Source organism: Arthrobacter sp. D1-17, from assembly GCF_054130535.1.
In genome coordinates this window covers 2255534-2270875 of the sequence record NZ_CP096382.1, presented here as the reverse complement: position 1 = coordinate 2270875, position 15342 = coordinate 2255534, and the positions used below count along the sequence as shown (strand labels likewise).

The following is a 15342-nucleotide window of genomic DNA, read 5'->3' as shown; positions in this document are numbered from 1 at the left end:
TCAACAACTTTTCAGGAGAAACTAATCATGCAAACACATATCCGCAGAGGGCTGCTTGGCACCGTCTTGGCCGGCGGGCTACTAGCCCTGGGCTGTTCTGCCGCCAGCGCATCAGAGCCCCTCGAGGGTCTGCCCGTCACGGCCAAAACCTCCGGTGATCACAGCATCGCCTCCGGTAACCAGGTCATTGCCCCGGTTACTGCCCCTGTCACCGTGGGTGCCGTCCCGGCGGCGGTCCTGGGTGATTCCACCGCCATCAACAAGGACGGCGGCGACAAGGACGGGAAGTCCAAGAGGTCGGCGGTGGGACCGCGGATCAATGCAATGACATCTGGTGATCACAGCATCGCCTCCGGAAACCAGGTCATTGCCCAAGTTACTGCCCCTGTCACCGTTGGTGCCGTCTCGGCGGCAGTCCTGGGTGATTCCACTGCCGTCAACAAGGACGGCGGCTACAAGGACGAGAAGTCCAAGGACGGCGGCTACAAGGACGGGAAGTCCAAGAGGCCGGCGGTGGGACCGCGGATCGACGCGGTGACATCCGGTGATCACAGCATCGCCTCCGGAAACCAGGTCATTTCCCCGGTTACTGCCCCTGTTACCGTGGGTGCCGTCTCGGCGGCAGTCCTGGGTGATTCCACCGCCATCAACAAGGGCGGCGGGAACCACCAGGGTGGGGACAAGGGGTCCGCGGCGGGACCGGGGATCAACGCGGTGACATCTGGTGATCACAGCATCGCCTCCGGAAACCAGGTCATCGTCCCGGTTACTGCCCCTGTCACCGTTGGTGCCGTCTCGGCGGCAGTCCTGGGTGATTCCACTGCCATCAACAAGGACGACGGCTACAAGAACGACAAGCCCAAGGACGACGGCTACAAGAACGACAAGCCCAAGGACGACGGCTACAAGAACGACAAGCCCAAGGACGACGGCTACAAGAACGACAAGCCCAAGGACGGGAACCACAAGGGGTCCGGTGCGGGACCGCGGATCAACGCGGTGACATCCGGTGATCACAGCATCGCCTCCGGAAACCAGGTCATCGCCCCGGTTACTGCCCCTGTCACCGTTGGTGCCGTCTCGACGGCGGTCCTGGGTGATTCCACCGCCATCATCAAGGACGACGGCTACAAGAACGAGAAGCCCAAGGGTTCCGTGGCGGGACCGCGGATCAACGCGGTGACCTCCGGTGATCACAGCATCGCCTCCGGCAACCAGGTCATCGTCCCGGTTACTGCCCCGGTGACCGTTGGTGCCGTCTCGGCGGCGGTCCTGGGTGATTCCACTGCCATCATCAAGGACGACGGCTACAAGAACGAGAAGCCCAAGGGTTCCGTGGCGGGACCGCGGATCAACGCGGTGACCTCCGGTGATCACAGCATCGCCTCCGGCAACCAGGTCATCGTCCCGGTTACTGCCCCGGTGACCGTGGGTGCCGTTGCGGCGGCGGTCCTGGGTGATTCCACTGCCATCAACAAGAACGGCGGATACTCCAAGGACGGTGGTTACAAGGACGGGAACCACAAGGGGTCCGCGACGGGACCGCGGATCAATGCGGTGACGTCCGGTGATCACAGCATCGCCTCCGGAAATCAGGTCATCGTCCCGGTTACTGCCCCTGTCACGGTTGGTGCCGTCTCGGCGGCGGTCTTGGGTGATTCCACTGCCATCAACAAGAATGGCGGGTATTCCAAGGACGGCGGTTACAAGGACGGCGGCGATTGATCTGGTGCTCACCAGCTGCTGGCAAGGCGGCAAGCCTCGGTATTCGCCACCAGCAGTAGGGAAACGCTCCCTGTCCGGTGGCCGGCACTCTTGCCGGTCACCGGACTAGGATCCGTCACCTTCCTGCTGGGCTTTTTGCCACCTAATCGGCTTTCAGGTCGCGGTTTCGGGGTAGCGGTCTTGCAATCTCCCTTTGAGGAACACGATGTTGGCGGCCCCGACAGCATAGGAATTGGCACAGTTGCTGGGCGCACTTCTAGGGCAGGGTTTCCACGTACTCGGATGGCGGTGGCCCCTGTTCTCGCCCGTGACCCTCGTGGCTAGGATGTGGGATAGCTCGAAAGCACGAAATTTGGGGGTCTGTACGTGTTTCTCAATTGGGTTCCCGATGAGGGAAGTATGCGGTGATGTTTCGTGTGTTGCGAAACAGACGAGCCTTCCTGTACTTGTCCGGTTTTACACTCAGTTCGGCCGGAAGCAGCATCCTCTTTCTCGCTGTTGGCATTTGGGTCAAGTCTTTGACCGGGAGTAGCGCAGCGGCGGGCGCCACGGTGTTCTTCATCATGGCACCTTCCCTGTTCGCGCCCCTACTGGGTGTGCTGATTGATCGAATGGAACGGACGGTTGTGGCTACTAGCGCCGTATTCGCCATGGGGGGCCTCTTTGAAGCCGTGGTCTTCGATGTGGTCGCCAATCTGAAGCGTGACCCTGCGTTTCTTGGCGTGTTGGTCAGCGTGCAGGGTGCCGGCGCAATCGGGCTGCTGGCGGCTGCGCTGTCCCTGGGTTTGCTCCTCATTCCGTCCTCCGCTGCAGCACTCCTCGCAATGCTGATGCTCGGTGCGGGGATTGCCGCAGCCATGATCGCCTTGAACACGCTGGTCCAGCGGCGAACGCCCGCCGATCTTCTGGGTCGGGTCGGGTCGGGTCGGGTCGGCTGTGCAGACCAGTCTTTTTGTCCCGCAGACGGCGCTCATTGCTCTCGGCGCTGCCCTGGTGACCGTCATCGATCACAGGGTCTTGCTTGGTCGCCATGGTCGTCGTAACAGCGGCCGCCGCACTGTTACTAGTAGCTACTCCACCGGCTACCCTGCGCAGCTCATCGCGCTCACGGGAAGCAGAGGAGTTCGAGCGCTGACAACGCTGGCCACATGGGCTCCGGAGCGAGTGCAACTGTCGAGCTACGGAGGTGGCGGTGGCGGGTCTGCAGACCTCTCGGCGCGCCATGGGGTGCGCCACTCGGCAGCATCCCAGCCATCCATGATGTAGATCCGCTCGTGCGCAACCCGGTCGCCCCGGAATTCCATCAAGCTGACGGTGTACATCCACGGCGCGCCGTCGTAGCTGATCAGGTTCTCCACAACGACCAGGTCTTTACGATGAGTGATTCGTCGAGTGTGGAACTTGAGCCTCGCTGGGTACTGTCGTCGCCATTCGCGGAAGTTCTCCACACCTTCGAACCGTTCGCCAGACTGAGGGAACTCAAGCACCGCGTCGTCGTGGTAGATCTCGTGGGAGACGTCCTCGTCCTTGCCGGAGTACTCCCAGTGACGCCGCAGAGCCTGCAGGAGGTCTGTCTCGTCGAGCATTGCTCACCTCCTCGGGCCGGAACTAAATGCTAACTTCAGGCTTCGAGCATGACAATGCGTGGGGGTCGGGCTCTAAGCGCAGCGTTCCTTGGGCGTGGAAGGAACAGCTCCGAAGACCGCACCGCTCGCGCCGCACTGACCTGTCTCTTTGAACCCGGCGACGTCGGTCACTGCGGGGGGTCCGCCGCACATGGCCGGCGTTGGTGATGGGTTGCCGGCGGTGGACCGAATATTCGCTATCGGCGGCGCCAAGATCGTGCATATGGGAACCCCTTGGACGCTTGCTATGTCTAAGGAGTTGTCAGCGGAGAGCTGACACGCTCCCCATTCAAGTGCTTCCGCCCGCAGTCTATTTCGCGTGGACCCGATGAAGGTTCCAAGGATAGCTGCTCGGTGTCGCCAGCACGCGGCGCGCCCGTGGCCTCGATTATCCCCAGATGCAAGAGCGACGGCGGCGGGACGTCCCGCCGATAGGGTGAGCAAAAAGTAACGCGGCAGGGGCCCTGAGGAAACTTGGCCGAAATGCCGGACAGTTACTGTCTTCCCATGCTGCCCAGCCCGGACCGCATACAAAGCCCAACCCCTCGGAGCCACCCATGTCCTATGTGAAGCCCGGTGATCTGATCACGACGATGATCGACGCCGGCGCGTCGAAGGTATTCATGTCCACCCGGGACACGGTGGTGCGCGCGGCGATGGCCGGTGCGTTGCTCTCGCTGGCGGCCGCGTTCGCCGTCACGGTGAGCGTGACCACCGGCATCCCGCTGTTGGGGGCGATCCTTTTCCCGGTCGGGTTTATCCTGCTGTACCTGCTCGGCTATGACCTGCTCACCGGGGTGTTCGTCCTGACACCCCTGGCACTGCTGGACAAGCGGCCCGGCGTTACCGTCCGGGGAATCCTGCGCAACTGGGGGCTGGTGTTCGTCGGGAACTTCCTCGGAGCGTTCACGGTGGCCCTGCTGATGGCGGTCGTCGTTACCTACGGTTTCGCCATCCCGCCGAACGAGGTCGGTGTCGCCATCGGTCACATCGGCGAGGGGCGCACGCTCGGCTATGCCGAGCACGGCGCGTCCGGGATGCTGACGCTGTTCGTCCGCGGAATGTTGTGCAACTGGATGGTCTCGATCGGCGTGGCCGGCGCCATGATCGCCAAGGACGTCCCCGGGAAAGTGATCGTAATGTGGATGCCGATCATGCTGTTCTTCTACATGGGCTTCGAACACTCCATCGTCAACATGTTCCTGTTCCCGTCGGGTCTGCTGCTCGGCGGCCAGTTCACCATCATGGACTACCTGGTCTGGAACGAAATCCCAACGGTGCTCGGCAACCTCGTCGGCGGCCTGCTGTTCACCGCCCTGCCCCTCTACGTCACCCACGCACGGACCAAAGCGCCGTCCAACACCGTCGGGAACCTCGAGCTCCCGGCCGGGGACGAGGTCGCGCGCACCGAAAGCGGAATCCGCCCCTAGGAGACTGCTGAACAACGTGGTTGTGGGGCGGGCGGAACGCCACCAAGGGCCGTCAAGCGGCGTGTTCTGGTCAGCACTTTTCGGGTGCGACAACGGGGTCGTTCCGCCCGCTCGGTTCATGGTGCCTCGGATGTGGGGCCTCATCCAGTGTCGGGACCAGCACCCATGATCCCTCGTTCACGCGCAGTCCCAGGTTCAGGAGTCTGCGCAGGTTTAGTCCCGTGATCCGCAGGTGCAGCCAGACGTTGTTCCGTGTGATGCCGCGGTGGGGAACGCGGCGGTTGCCGCGGGTGAGCCAGGCGATGGACCGCTCGACCATGGGCCGATTACCTGCCGTAAGCGTCCTGGAAGGCTGGATCCGTGGCGCGTCGACGGTGTTCGCGCTGCAACGCGTCGTGTTCGTGGAGTTCGAGCTTTCGTCCCCGCGGTGAGGCGGTGCACCGGTCCCGGAGTGGGCAGCCGGTGCACGCGGCGCCGAACGTGACCCGTCGTTTGGCGGTGATGTTCCTGGTGATGCCGTTCGGGCAGGTCGCGGTGCCGGCAGCTTCATCGACGCTGAAATCATCGAGAGTGAACCCGCCCTCAACGGCTGAGCGCAGCGGCCAAGGCTTGATCACCGGGATGTGGTCGGTCAGGGCGAGGGCGGCGAGCATCTCGCCGGAACCGTAGGCCGAGTCGGCCAGGACGTCCACGCTGGTGCCGGCGATCGTAGGATCCATGGAGATCAGCCGGGCACCGACGGCCCCGTCGCTGTTCTCCGGTCCGGAGGCTTTCGTCAGTTCCGTGGCGGTGATCAGCCCGGTGTCGGGCTCGATCACGATGTGGGCCTTGAATCCGTCCTGCTGCCGGGACTGGGTCTTATGCGCGTGCCGGGTATCCGGGTCCACGGTGGAGATCATCCGATCCGGGGCGACCCTGCGGGCGATACGCCACCGCCCGTCGGTCCCCTCCGAGCCCTCGGCCGGTTCCACGTCCTGCCCGGCCACGAGGGCCAGCAGCGCGTACGCATCGGCCGCCTTGCCCTCCAAGGTCCCGGGATCGACCGCCGCCAGCAGCGCCAGCGCGTCGGTGACCAGCGCCGAGACGAGCCCGTCTTTGGCGTCCTGGTCATCCCAGGCGATGTCCGGCTTACCCGTGCGGGTGTAGTCATACCCGTTCGCATGGGCGGCCAGCAGTTCCCGGCCGCCGGGGACGTCACGGCCGAAGCGGCGGATCCCGGCGATCAGTTGCGTGATGGTGTCCTGCCTGGCGACCGCGTCATCCAGGACTGTTGAATCCACTGCCCGCCGGCGCCTGCCCTTCAGGATTCCGGTTTCCGCGACGACCTCGGCAATGGCGTCCATGATTCGGTGCGGGTTTCCCGATCCGGCCAGACGCCTGCGCCAGTACGTCAGCGTGCTCGGGTGGAACGCGGTATCAGTCAACCCGTATCCGCACGCCGCTTTCCAGCGCAGATCATACGTCAACGCCTCGGCGGTTTCCCGGTCAGAGAGGCCCTGCAGCGCCTGCAACACCAGCACCGAACCGATCACCGGCGCCGGAACTGAAGGTCGGCCCCGCCGCGACGGAAACAGGTCCTCCATCATAGAATCCGGAAACAGCCGCCCCCGATGCTTGGCCAGAAACACGAAGACGCTGCCCGGAGCCAACAGCGCCCCGGCCAGCGCCTCCACATCCAAATACCCGCGTTGCCCGTCCTCGCGTCCCTGCATAAGACCAGTCTTAATCACCAGGCCCACCAGGCCCACCAGTCCAGCCGACGCGCCCCACATCCGCGATTAGTTCAGCAGTCTCCTAGGGCGTGTTTCCTAAAGCGACCGGGACGAGCCGGTAACCCGCCCAGTGTGCGCCTAAATCAAAAGCAGCGCGCCGCTGCACGCGTTCAGGTGCGGTCTAGTTCCTGGATCCGGGGCTCCGGCCTTCAGCCATCCTCAACGGACGCAGCTAGGCGGAACCGGCTCTGCATGGGTTGCCGGCTTTGGACCGCTGAAAAAAGCCACTCTCCCGCCCATTTTCAAACGCCGATAGGGGAGATTCCGTCAACCTAAGTGGTTTCCGCTGTTAGCTTGGGGTGGGCTCAGCCTGACGCTCAATGGGAAAGCGCCAGTCAGGGGTCAGCTCGCCATCCCCACGAATTAATCGCACCAGCAACCGGAAGTAATCGCGGTCGTGTCCTGTGGGCATCTCTGTTCTGTCTTCGAGACGAAGGTTGAAAGCCATCCCTCTGTAGCGGCAGCCATTCTCTCGGACCTGCTCCATGGTTTGGGCAGCATGTGCCCAAGTCCCTGGCGCTTCGACCCTTTGGGGTTTCCATGCGTTAACTGCTGGATCTCGGGCATGGCGGTTTGTTGGCCGCCTGTTTCGAAGCGGTGGGCCTTCTCCATGAAGCCGGCTACGGTTGGGGTCGTTGCGTCCACTCGGCGCTGTGGTTGCTTCCGGAACTCCCGGCAGCCCGCAGATCATTGGAGTAGGGGGCCCGTGGAGGCGGGGGTAGCTCGTCGATCAGCTCGTTGGCTGCATGGGCCAGTAGATCGCGTTGCAGTTCGGGAAGCGGGAACGCGCCTTGAAGATGTGCGGCTATTTCGTATTCTCCGACGCTCCCTCCGATGCTGAAGTAATGCAGCCACAATTCATCGGTACCGATCCGGGCCTGCCCGAGGGCTTCCCGAAGCAGTCTGCGCTGCTGTTCCTGGTGAGTGTCGAAACCCATCTGCCGCTCCTATTCCTTCCCGGAGGCCGCATCTGACGAGGCGGAATCGAGGAGGGCGGCACTAGCCTGAAGCAGGGGGATTTTTTGGGTGAGGGCAATCCTGAGCAGGTCCTGCATGGACTGCTCCGGCCCGAACCCGTGCCGTTCCATGAGCAGGCCGTAGGCGCGGTTGATCGTGTCCCGGCTGCCCAGGGCGCTTTCGAGAGTTTCGCTGATCCGGTGCGGGGTCTCGTTGCCTTGGATGTTTGCGAGCAACGTGGCGGCGGGGCCGGTGAACTTTTCGAGCAGGCGGGCTACGGCGGCGTCGTAGGCGGAGGGGACTGCGGCGTAGATCTTCAGGGCACCAATGCAGTCTGTGCCCGCAATCAAGGGCGTGCTGACAACCGAACGGACGGGCAGCGAGGCGACTGCTGTGCTCCAGCGCAGCCAGTGTTTATCCTTGGCAACGTCATCAATCAGCACCGTTGTTCGCGCCGCCCAGGCCGTGAGGCAGGGTCCTTGGCCAAGGTCATACTGCGTGGCGTCAGCCTGTTCGACGACGGCATCCGTGGCACCGTGGCTCATTCTGCGGCCCCGGTCATCGAGCAGGGAAACACCCGCCCCGGTTGTTCCGGGGATAGCGTCCCTGATGGCCTCAGCCAGCAGCTGCACGGCACGATCGACTTTCTCCTCGGTCAGGAGCATGCCCTTGATGCGGGCCAGTACAAGGCTGAGTTCATCAAGTGGGAGCCGGTTTGCCATGAGGGCCTTCTTTGGTGGTGGCAGGCATACGGCCGGCCAGCTTGGAGGCCCGCTGCCAGACCAGGAGCAGGCTTTGGTGCTTTCCCGTCGCTGCTTTCAGTGTAGCCCCGCCCCGGCATGACAAGGGGGCTGGAGCCCCGCCCGCCATGAAAGTTGCGAGCCAGGAGCGGCCGCATCGGAAAGACCTATCCCGCGACTTGGCGTGCCGATGGCGTTATGTTTATTCACACATCGAATCCTGGCCGCCTGTGTCGGCTTGACGCCGTGCCCCCTTGGGCATCGATGGCGAAGCCCCTGAAAGTGAGAGACATGCCCGAGAACAGCGAGGACAATGCAACATCTTTGGCAGAGATGCTGCAGGACATGGTCCTAAACAGCGGGGACGTCGAGGGATTCCTGACAGGTCTGGCAAAGTTTGCCGCAGACAAGCTCTCGATCGACGGAACTGAGGTGCTTGGTGCTGTGACGCTCCTGCGGCCGCGGACCGCCGCGACGGTGGCCAGCAGCAGCGAGCACGCGAAGAATTTGGACGAAGTGCAGTATTCCTTCGACGACGGACCCTGCCTGCGGGCCGCCAGGGAAGAAAAGACGTATGTCGTCAGGGACTTCCGGACAGAGACGAGATTCCGCGGATACACCGAAGCAATCGCCAGCCACGGGATCCTTTCGGCCCTCGGCATCCCCATACCGCTCGACGGGGACGCCAATGCAGGACTCAACCTATATGCGCGCGCTGCCGACCATTTTTCGGACCAAGACATTGCCGAGGCCGAACTCCTGGCGCAGGCAGCATCAACGTCGCTGCGCATGGCCGTGCGCATCGCGAAGCTGACCGATACCGGCGAACAGCTTAAAGCCGCAATGAGTTCACGCACCACTATCGACGTCGCCGCCGGGATCGTCATGGCCCAGAACCGATGCAGCCACGACACCGCCATGACCATACTGAAAAGCCGCCTCCAGCGGACGGAACATCAAACTGCATAAGGTAGCCGCCGCCGTTCTCGAATCCATCGGACAGGAAGCCCCTAGCACACACTTCGAAAGCTGAACCCAATCAGCACGGCCGGTCTGGGCTCTGCATCCGGCCTCACTTGCGCGTTCAAGTGGGTACACCTTCGGCAATAGGAACCCCGACGCCACATAGTTCGAGCACACCCCGCAGTTCTCTATGGACTTATCCGCCAACAGCATCAACGAGCCATGCCTTACCCTGCTGGCCGATGCAGCCGGCAAAGGATCCATACGGCTTGGCAGATACCAAGGCCAGAAATTCGGAGCATCTGGCTGATGCCGGTTCTCGCCTGTCGGCTCAGCCCCAGTGCAATAGCCCGCAGGGTCGGTCACTTGGGCCTAGGGTCACGCTGCCAAAGCGGGTGATGCCATACAAGACACTGGATGGCTTGGCATGAGGATGCTGATCCTGTACTCCGACTGGAGCTGATCGATGTGTGGTGGCATGTGGCATGACTGTGGAGCAGGCGTGGAGCTGTTCCAAGGCGCCGGGTTCGATCTCGGCCTGGGTCATGTCCAGTTCCAGCGCCAGGCCAGCCACGAGCGAGGTCGCGCGTTTCATCACGTCGTATAGGCCTTGGGCGCCCTGGACAATCACATGGCCCGCGGTCGCGACCTTGGCCTGCCTGCCGTCTAGGTCCACCCGGACCAGCACTTGAAGTTTGTCTGCCACGAAGTTCCTCCGCTCCTTAAAGCGAGGGCCACCACGCTGTGGCCCCCGATAACGTCGCCTCGAATTCAAGCGAGTTTGCGTGCGATCGTCGAGGCGCTGGCACAGGGAGTGGAGGCCGTCACCTCCCGGCTCCGTGAGCGGATACCGCGGAGCATCCCGGCGGCCAGTGCTACGGCAGCGGAAGCGGCCCAGATTCGAAAGCAGCGACAGAAGCCGTGGTGGCTTGCCGTCATTGGGGCGGCAGCGACGTTTTGGGGAATCACTTTGTGGCGTTCTCGTCGATCAGTCGGCGAACCGCCAACGGCACTTTCCTTGGAGAAGACATCCCAGGGTGGTTCCGTCCCTGCTGAACCTTCCGCCGCCGGTCTTATCTAAGGGAGGGCGGATTGTGGGTGCTGGCGGCGCTGGCTCCGGTGCAGTTCGAAGTGCCATTGGGTGCAACATTTGTCGAAGAGTCCGATTTGCTGCCCGCCTGAACCAGCGGAAGCAGTTGAGGGCGCAAATGCCCGAACACCCCAGACGATGGAGCTAACGCGTGCAGGCCATGTCAGAGCGGTGCCATTCGGCGCTTCCTGTCTCTGGTCTGGTTTCGTGTTGAGGACTGTCCTGAATCCTGTCTCTTTTCCGTTATGGCCGTGCCGCCTGGCAAATTGGCCTGCTCACGGGAAAAGCAAGTTGCCGACCAGGTCAGGATTCTCAGCCGATGCTTTCCAGCGTCAAGTCGATAACAGCGCGTCCAAGAGCATCCAGGTTCGAACCCGGCCAAGGGCAGCATTTCGTAGATGAAGGCATCGAGGTCAAAAGGGTGGCAGTCTCCGCCATGGTTCCAATTCAGGATCCACAGGTCGATCGGGTTTCGTAACTGCACGACATTCACTCATCGAAACTTCCGTGGCTCACAGTGCCTCTCCCGCTATCACCGGTTGGGGGCCCACCGCTACGCGGGCATTCATAAATAATTTTTTCATTCCCCTCCGCGGGCATTTTTGATGAGTCAACGCGAACCGTTGACATGAAAGAAATGCCCCAAGTAGGCTGTGACATAACCAACTGATGGTCGGTTTTCCATCCGATCCGGTGGCGCTTACGATATCGTCCAACCGATCGCACTAAGCGAGTTCTTTACAAAATCATCACCTGTATCGCAATGGAGCGAACATGGGCAGTGTCGGTTTACTGTACGTTGGAGCCGTGCTTTTTATCAACGGTTTGATGTTGATCGGATTGATTCCCGGCAAATCAGCAGCAATTCTCAACTTTTTTGTTGGAATCATGCAGGTGGTCTTCCCGACGATCATTCTGCTGCAGGCAAATAATGACCCTTCGATCATTTTCGGTGCCGCTGGGCTTTACCTTTTCGGTTTCACCTATCTCTACGTGGGGATCCTTCAGGTTACCGGGGTCAGCGGGGAAGGGCTGGGCTGGTTCTCGCTGTTCGTGGCCGCCTGCGCCGTGGCCATCGGCGTTCTCCAGTTCACTTCAGTGAATGATCCTGTGTTCGGCTCCATCTGGCTTATTTGGGCCGTGCTCTGGTTCCTGTTCTTCCTCGTTCTTGGGCTGCACAAAGAGACATTGACCCTCGCGACGGGCTGGTTCACGATCTTTGTCAGCCATCTGACCGGGACCATCCCGGCGTTCTTCCTGCTGCTTGACAGATTTGAGACCAATACCGTCAACGCGCTGGTCGTCGCAGCCTTGGGGGCCGTGTCCCTGGCGGTGGCATTCTTCCTGGCCCGCCGGGGCCTGCCCCACCATACCGTGGCCGCGAAAGACACTGCAGCGGCCTCTGCGGCCTAGCGGCCGGACCAGGAAAGGAATCATCGCATGCCCATTTACGAATACCGGTGCCCGCAATGTTCGGTTTTCGAGGTGATCTGCGCGATGAGTGAAGCGACCGATTCTTCGCCTTGCCCCTCATGCCAGCAATCCGCTCCACGGAAAATGGGCACCCCTCATCTTTCACGCAGCAGCTCCGCCGAATTCCGGCTCTTCGACGCCACCAAACGCAGCGCCCACCAGCCTCAGGTGGTTAGGGAACTGCCGGGGACGAAGGGAAAGAACGCTCAGCACTATACGACTAATCCGTTGCATAAAAAGCTTCCGCGACCATAACAGGACGAAATTCGATCACAGGAGACGAAATGCCCGAGCTAATTTTCCCGCTTGATTCTTCAAAGAAATTTGAGGACCAAGAGAAAATCGGTCACAACCGATGGCATCCGGAGATCCCGCCCGTGGCAGCGGTCAGGCCCGGCGATGTTTTCCGTGTGCATTGCCGCGAGTGGTTCGACGGCGCGATCGTCAACGACGATTCGGCCGAGGACATACTCAACGCCCCCTTGCTGACCGTCCACAAACTCAGCGGACCCTTCGCCGTCGAAGGGGCACAGCCGGGCGATCTGCTGATAGTGGACATTCTTGATGTAGGGCCGATCCCGCAGGAGGACTCCGGGCCGCTGGCCGGACAGGGCTGGGGCTATACCGGCATCTTCGCCACAAACAACGGCGGCGGGTTCCTCACCGAGCAGTTCCCGGACGCCTACAAAGCCATCTGGGACTTCACCGGCCAGATAGCTTCATCCCGGCACGTTCCGGAAGTCTCGTTCACCGGGCTCATCCACCCCGGACTGATGGGCACCGCCCCGTCCGCGGAACTGCTGGCCAAATGGAACAGGCGCGAGGGCGACCTCATCGCCACCGACCCAAACCGGGTTCCACCACTCGCGTTGCCTCCGAATCCCGAGTACGCCGTCCTGGGTAGCTTGCCAGAATCCGAATTCGGCCGGGTGGCCGGGGAAGCGGCCCGTACCGCACCTCCACGGGAAAACGGCGGCAACCAGGACATCAAAAACCTCTCGAAGGGCACCAGGGTCTTCTATCCGGTCTTTGTGGACGGCGCGAACCTGTCCATGGGTGACCTTCACTTCTCCCAGGGCGACGGCGAAATAACGTTCTGCGGTGCCATCGAGATGGGCGGCTTCCTGGATCTGCGGGTCGACCTAATCAAGGGGGGCATGGACACCTATGGGGTGAGCGAAAACGCGATCTTCATGCCCGGAATCGTGGATCCGCGGTTCAGCGAATGGCTCGCGTTCTCCGGAACATCGGTGACACTGGACGGTGAGCAGAAGTACCTTGATTCGCACCTTTCCTATCAGCGGGCCTGCCTGCACGCCATCGACTACCTGACCCGGTTCGGCTACAGCCCCGAGCAGGCGTATCTGCTGCTCGGCGCCGCGCCGATCGAAGGCCGGCTCTCCGGCGTCGTAGACATCCCAAACTCGTGCTCCACCGTCTACCTGCCCACTGCGATTTTCGACTTCGACATCCGGCCCTCCGCCGCCGGCCCGCACCAGGTAGAAGCCGGCATGGGCGCACCCATGGCCAGCAACACGGCTCTGCCCGGTGCCGAGGGATCCGATGCTGATGCCTCGGCTTAGCGACTAAAACGGCCCGTGCGGGACTTCACCGCCACGGCACCAAACGAGCTGTGGTTGACCGACATCACGGAGCACCCGGAATCCAAGCTGCCGAAGGAAAGCTCTACCTCTGCGCGGTGAAGGACGTCTATTCCGGCAGGATCATCGGGTACTCGATGGACTCGCGGACGACATCCTCGCTGGCCGTTGCTGCGCTGGAGAACGCGGTGCAGGCACGCCGCCCGGCAGCGACTGTCGTGCACTCGGACCGGGGGGCCAGTTCCGGACTCGACGCTTCGTCGAATCGCTCCGGCACCACCGGCTGACAGGCTCGATGGGCAGAACCGGTGCGCGCGGACAACGCTGCGATGGAGTAGTTTTACGCCAAGGTCGACGTCGTCTACAACCTCGCCGGGTCGTACATCACGTCGCTAAGCTTTGCCAAAAACGCCTTCTTCGGCAGCTCTCGACCTGGCGCTGGCCGTGGTCACCGAACCCATGATCGAAGACATCGAGATACTGGACACCCTGGTCGGATGCCCAGATGAGGTCATCCCGCAAGCGAAGCACGACCGGCTGCAGGGATATGCAAAACAACTCATGGCGAAGTCATCCCTGCCCAGACAGAAGGAGACAACCTCCCGCATGAGCGAGCAACCGCAGGTGGGTGGAGAGCATCGGGGAGGATGCCGTCTCATGGCTCGGAATGTACCGCACGAGCCAGATCGATAGACGGCAGCCATGAGCATCATTTCAGGACAATGATGCCAGCTCCGGCATATCCTCGCATGAAACCGGTGCTGTGGAAGCGGCTCGCCTATCAGTACGGACGTGGGTCACAAACCCGCTCGGGCCAGGCCGCCAGTGCCGGTTTAGGAGGGCTTCCTATCTATCGGGCCTGCATTCTCGTATCTTCGCCTTTACGGTGCGGGCTGCCCGTCCGTTCCCGGATCTGTGAACACCTCCGGCACCGAGGGCTGTTCGGTCTCGGGGGCAGGCTCAATGCTCTGTTCCGTTGCGGGGGCGAGGTCCGTCGGCAGGGTATCGCTTGATTCGTCCGTTCCCGGTGCTTCAGTTCCGGGCGGACCGCTATCCCCGCCATCGGGGCTACCGTCCGTAGTCAGGCCACCTTCTTTGGGAGGGCCTTCCTCGACTTGCCCAGGCAGCTCCTCCACGTTCTCAATCGGTTTCTCTGGCTCGTCCGGGACCGTCGGATTCCCGCTCAGTGCCTTGCCCAGCGTCGTCGTGTGCGCGGCCGCACCGTCGTCGATGCTCGACGTCGACGAGACAAGGCTGGAGATGGGCTGATTGGTTCCGAATTCGAAAGCAGTGACGCCGACCATCGCGATAACGAATGCGGCAGCACTGCCCGCCCCAACCTTGATCCAGGTCAAGGCCGTGAAATGCCTCCTCACACGCTTGGCACGAGGTTCGTCGCTCTTGGCCGGAGCGCTGGCGGCCAGCTCGTCCCCGTCGTCAGCTGGCAGTCCGGGCCTGCGCCGCTGGGGGATTTTCGTCGAGGCCAAAATGGCGGCCGAACTGAGCGTTCGGGCATAGAGAGCGGCACCCACTGTGGCAATAATAGAGCCGAGCGCCGCGCCGATCAGCGTCCCCGCAACGCCTAAAAAGGACCCCACCAAGCAGAGGTAACCGCGGCCAAAGCCGAGCCAATAGTCTGGGCACCACTCAGTCCGAGGAACTGTTTCGGCTTGTCTTCAGTAGCGGAATCCACAGACATATTTACACGCAATTCAATCGGGGAATGTTACAAATAGATAACGCCCACTGTACGCGGCTGGTTCCCTGTCGGAGCCGTATTTGCTTGAGACGCTGCTCACAGTTCCCTTGCCCCGCGCGTTCTTGGCGCTGCAGCCGCGGGACTCCCGCCAATCCCGGGCACAATTGCCGGATTGCTTGACAGCCCCGGACCCTTAGCGGGGGAGTGGGCAGCCGACGCCGGCGTCGCGCTACAGCTTGGCGCGCAAACCGCTCGCGGAGTTCGCAC

General features: G+C 62.2%; 12 protein-coding genes and 2 pseudogenes. 8 read left to right on the top strand and 6 right to left on the bottom strand.

What is annotated here, in order from left to right; translation table 11 throughout:
• The first annotated feature begins 27 nt into the window (after positions 1–27).
• Positions 28–1725 carry a hypothetical protein gene (locus tag M1E01_RS10575; RefSeq protein WP_457971567.1) on the top strand — a complete coding sequence of 566 codons (1698 nt, stop codon included), beginning with the start codon at positions 28–30 and terminating at the stop codon, positions 1723–1725.
• Between the two features lie 407 nt (positions 1726–2132).
• Positions 2133–2768, top strand: coding sequence for a hypothetical protein (locus tag M1E01_RS10570; RefSeq protein WP_457971566.1), 636 nt, complete (start codon positions 2133–2135; stop codon positions 2766–2768).
• A gap of 135 nt (positions 2769–2903) precedes the next feature.
• Here M1E01_RS10570 and M1E01_RS10565 read toward each other — a convergent pair whose 3' ends face one another.
• Entirely contained in the window at positions 2904–3311 is a 408-nt protein-coding gene (locus M1E01_RS10565) for a nuclear transport factor 2 family protein (protein ID WP_457971565.1), read from the bottom strand.
• A gap of 596 nt (positions 3312–3907) precedes the next feature.
• Here M1E01_RS10565 and M1E01_RS10560 point away from each other — a divergent pair.
• A complete protein-coding gene (locus tag M1E01_RS10560; RefSeq protein WP_457971564.1) occupies positions 3908–4780 on the top strand; it encodes a formate/nitrite transporter family protein in 873 nt (290 codons plus the stop codon).
• Between the two features lie 157 nt (positions 4781–4937).
• Here the strand turns inward: M1E01_RS10560 and M1E01_RS10555 are convergent.
• The 3 genes and pseudogenes from M1E01_RS10555 to M1E01_RS10545 all read right to left on the bottom strand — a co-directional run.
• Positions 4938–6492: pseudogene (locus M1E01_RS10555) on the bottom strand (IS1182 family transposase); the annotation flags it as partial.
• Positions 6493–7172: 680 nt separating this feature from the next.
• A complete protein-coding gene (locus M1E01_RS10550; RefSeq protein ID WP_457971563.1) occupies positions 7173–7490 on the bottom strand; it encodes a hypothetical protein in 318 nt (105 codons plus the stop codon).
• A 9-nt stretch (positions 7491–7499) separates the two neighbouring features.
• On the bottom strand, positions 7500–8231 hold the full coding sequence (locus M1E01_RS10545; protein ID WP_457971562.1) for a GAF and ANTAR domain-containing protein: 732 nt from the start codon (positions 8229–8231) through the stop codon (positions 7500–7502).
• A gap of 309 nt (positions 8232–8540) precedes the next feature.
• Between M1E01_RS10545 and M1E01_RS10540 the strand changes: the two genes are divergently transcribed.
• Complete coding sequence (locus M1E01_RS10540; protein WP_457971561.1) at positions 8541–9218, top strand: GAF domain-containing protein; 678 nt, start codon at positions 8541–8543, stop codon at positions 9216–9218.
• A gap of 325 nt (positions 9219–9543) precedes the next feature.
• Here M1E01_RS10540 and M1E01_RS10535 read toward each other — a convergent pair whose 3' ends face one another.
• On the bottom strand, positions 9544–9918 hold the full coding sequence (locus tag M1E01_RS10535) for a hypothetical protein (RefSeq protein WP_457971560.1): 375 nt from the start codon (positions 9916–9918) through the stop codon (positions 9544–9546).
• A 1158-nt stretch (positions 9919–11076) separates the two neighbouring features.
• Between M1E01_RS10535 and M1E01_RS10530 the strand changes: the two genes are divergently transcribed.
• The 4 genes and pseudogenes from M1E01_RS10530 to M1E01_RS10515 form a co-directional block, all read left to right on the top strand.
• On the top strand, positions 11077–11715 hold the full coding sequence (locus tag M1E01_RS10530; protein ID WP_457971559.1) for an AmiS/UreI family transporter: 639 nt from the start codon (positions 11077–11079) through the stop codon (positions 11713–11715).
• Positions 11716–11742: 27 nt separating this feature from the next.
• Positions 11743–12030, top strand: a complete 288-nt coding sequence (locus M1E01_RS10525) for an FmdB family zinc ribbon protein (protein WP_457971558.1) — start codon at positions 11743–11745, stop codon at positions 12028–12030.
• Between the two features lie 29 nt (positions 12031–12059).
• Entirely contained in the window at positions 12060–13358 is a 1299-nt protein-coding gene (fmdA, locus tag M1E01_RS10520) for a formamidase (RefSeq protein ID WP_457971557.1), read from the top strand.
• An 18-nt stretch (positions 13359–13376) separates the two neighbouring features.
• Positions 13377–13711 (top strand): annotated as a pseudogene (locus M1E01_RS10515) (DDE-type integrase/transposase/recombinase); the annotation flags it as partial.
• A gap of 546 nt (positions 13712–14257) precedes the next feature.
• Here M1E01_RS10515 and M1E01_RS10510 read toward each other — a convergent pair.
• Positions 14258–14974: a hypothetical protein gene (locus tag M1E01_RS10510; RefSeq protein WP_457971556.1), complete on the bottom strand. Its 717-nt coding sequence runs from the start codon at positions 14972–14974 to the stop codon at positions 14258–14260.
• Positions 14975–15342 lie beyond the last annotated feature (368 nt).

Excerpts from the sequence above, each read along its gene's own strand:
- M1E01_RS10570 (WP_457971566.1), top strand. The coding sequence starts at position 2,133 with ATGTTTCGTGTGTTGCGAAACAGACGAGCCTTCCTGTACTTGTCCGGT.
- M1E01_RS10530 (WP_457971559.1), top strand. The coding sequence starts at position 11,077 with ATGGGCAGTGTCGGTTTACTGTACGTTGGAGCCGTGCTTTTTATCAAC.
- M1E01_RS10540 (WP_457971561.1), top strand. The coding sequence starts at position 8,541 with ATGCCCGAGAACAGCGAGGACAATGCAACATCTTTGGCAGAGATGCTG.
- M1E01_RS10565 (WP_457971565.1), bottom strand. The coding sequence starts at position 3,311 with ATGCTCGACGAGACAGACCTCCTGCAGGCTCTGCGGCGTCACTGGGAG.
- M1E01_RS10525 (WP_457971558.1), top strand. The coding sequence starts at position 11,743 with ATGCCCATTTACGAATACCGGTGCCCGCAATGTTCGGTTTTCGAGGTG.
- M1E01_RS10545 (WP_457971562.1), bottom strand. The coding sequence starts at position 8,231 with ATGGCAAACCGGCTCCCACTTGATGAACTCAGCCTTGTACTGGCCCGC.
- M1E01_RS10575 (WP_457971567.1), top strand. The coding sequence starts at position 28 with ATGCAAACACATATCCGCAGAGGGCTGCTTGGCACCGTCTTGGCCGGC.
- M1E01_RS10550 (WP_457971563.1), bottom strand. The coding sequence starts at position 7,490 with ATGGGTTTCGACACTCACCAGGAACAGCAGCGCAGACTGCTTCGGGAA.
- M1E01_RS10560 (WP_457971564.1), top strand. The coding sequence starts at position 3,908 with ATGTCCTATGTGAAGCCCGGTGATCTGATCACGACGATGATCGACGCC.
- fmdA (WP_457971557.1), top strand. The coding sequence starts at position 12,060 with ATGCCCGAGCTAATTTTCCCGCTTGATTCTTCAAAGAAATTTGAGGAC.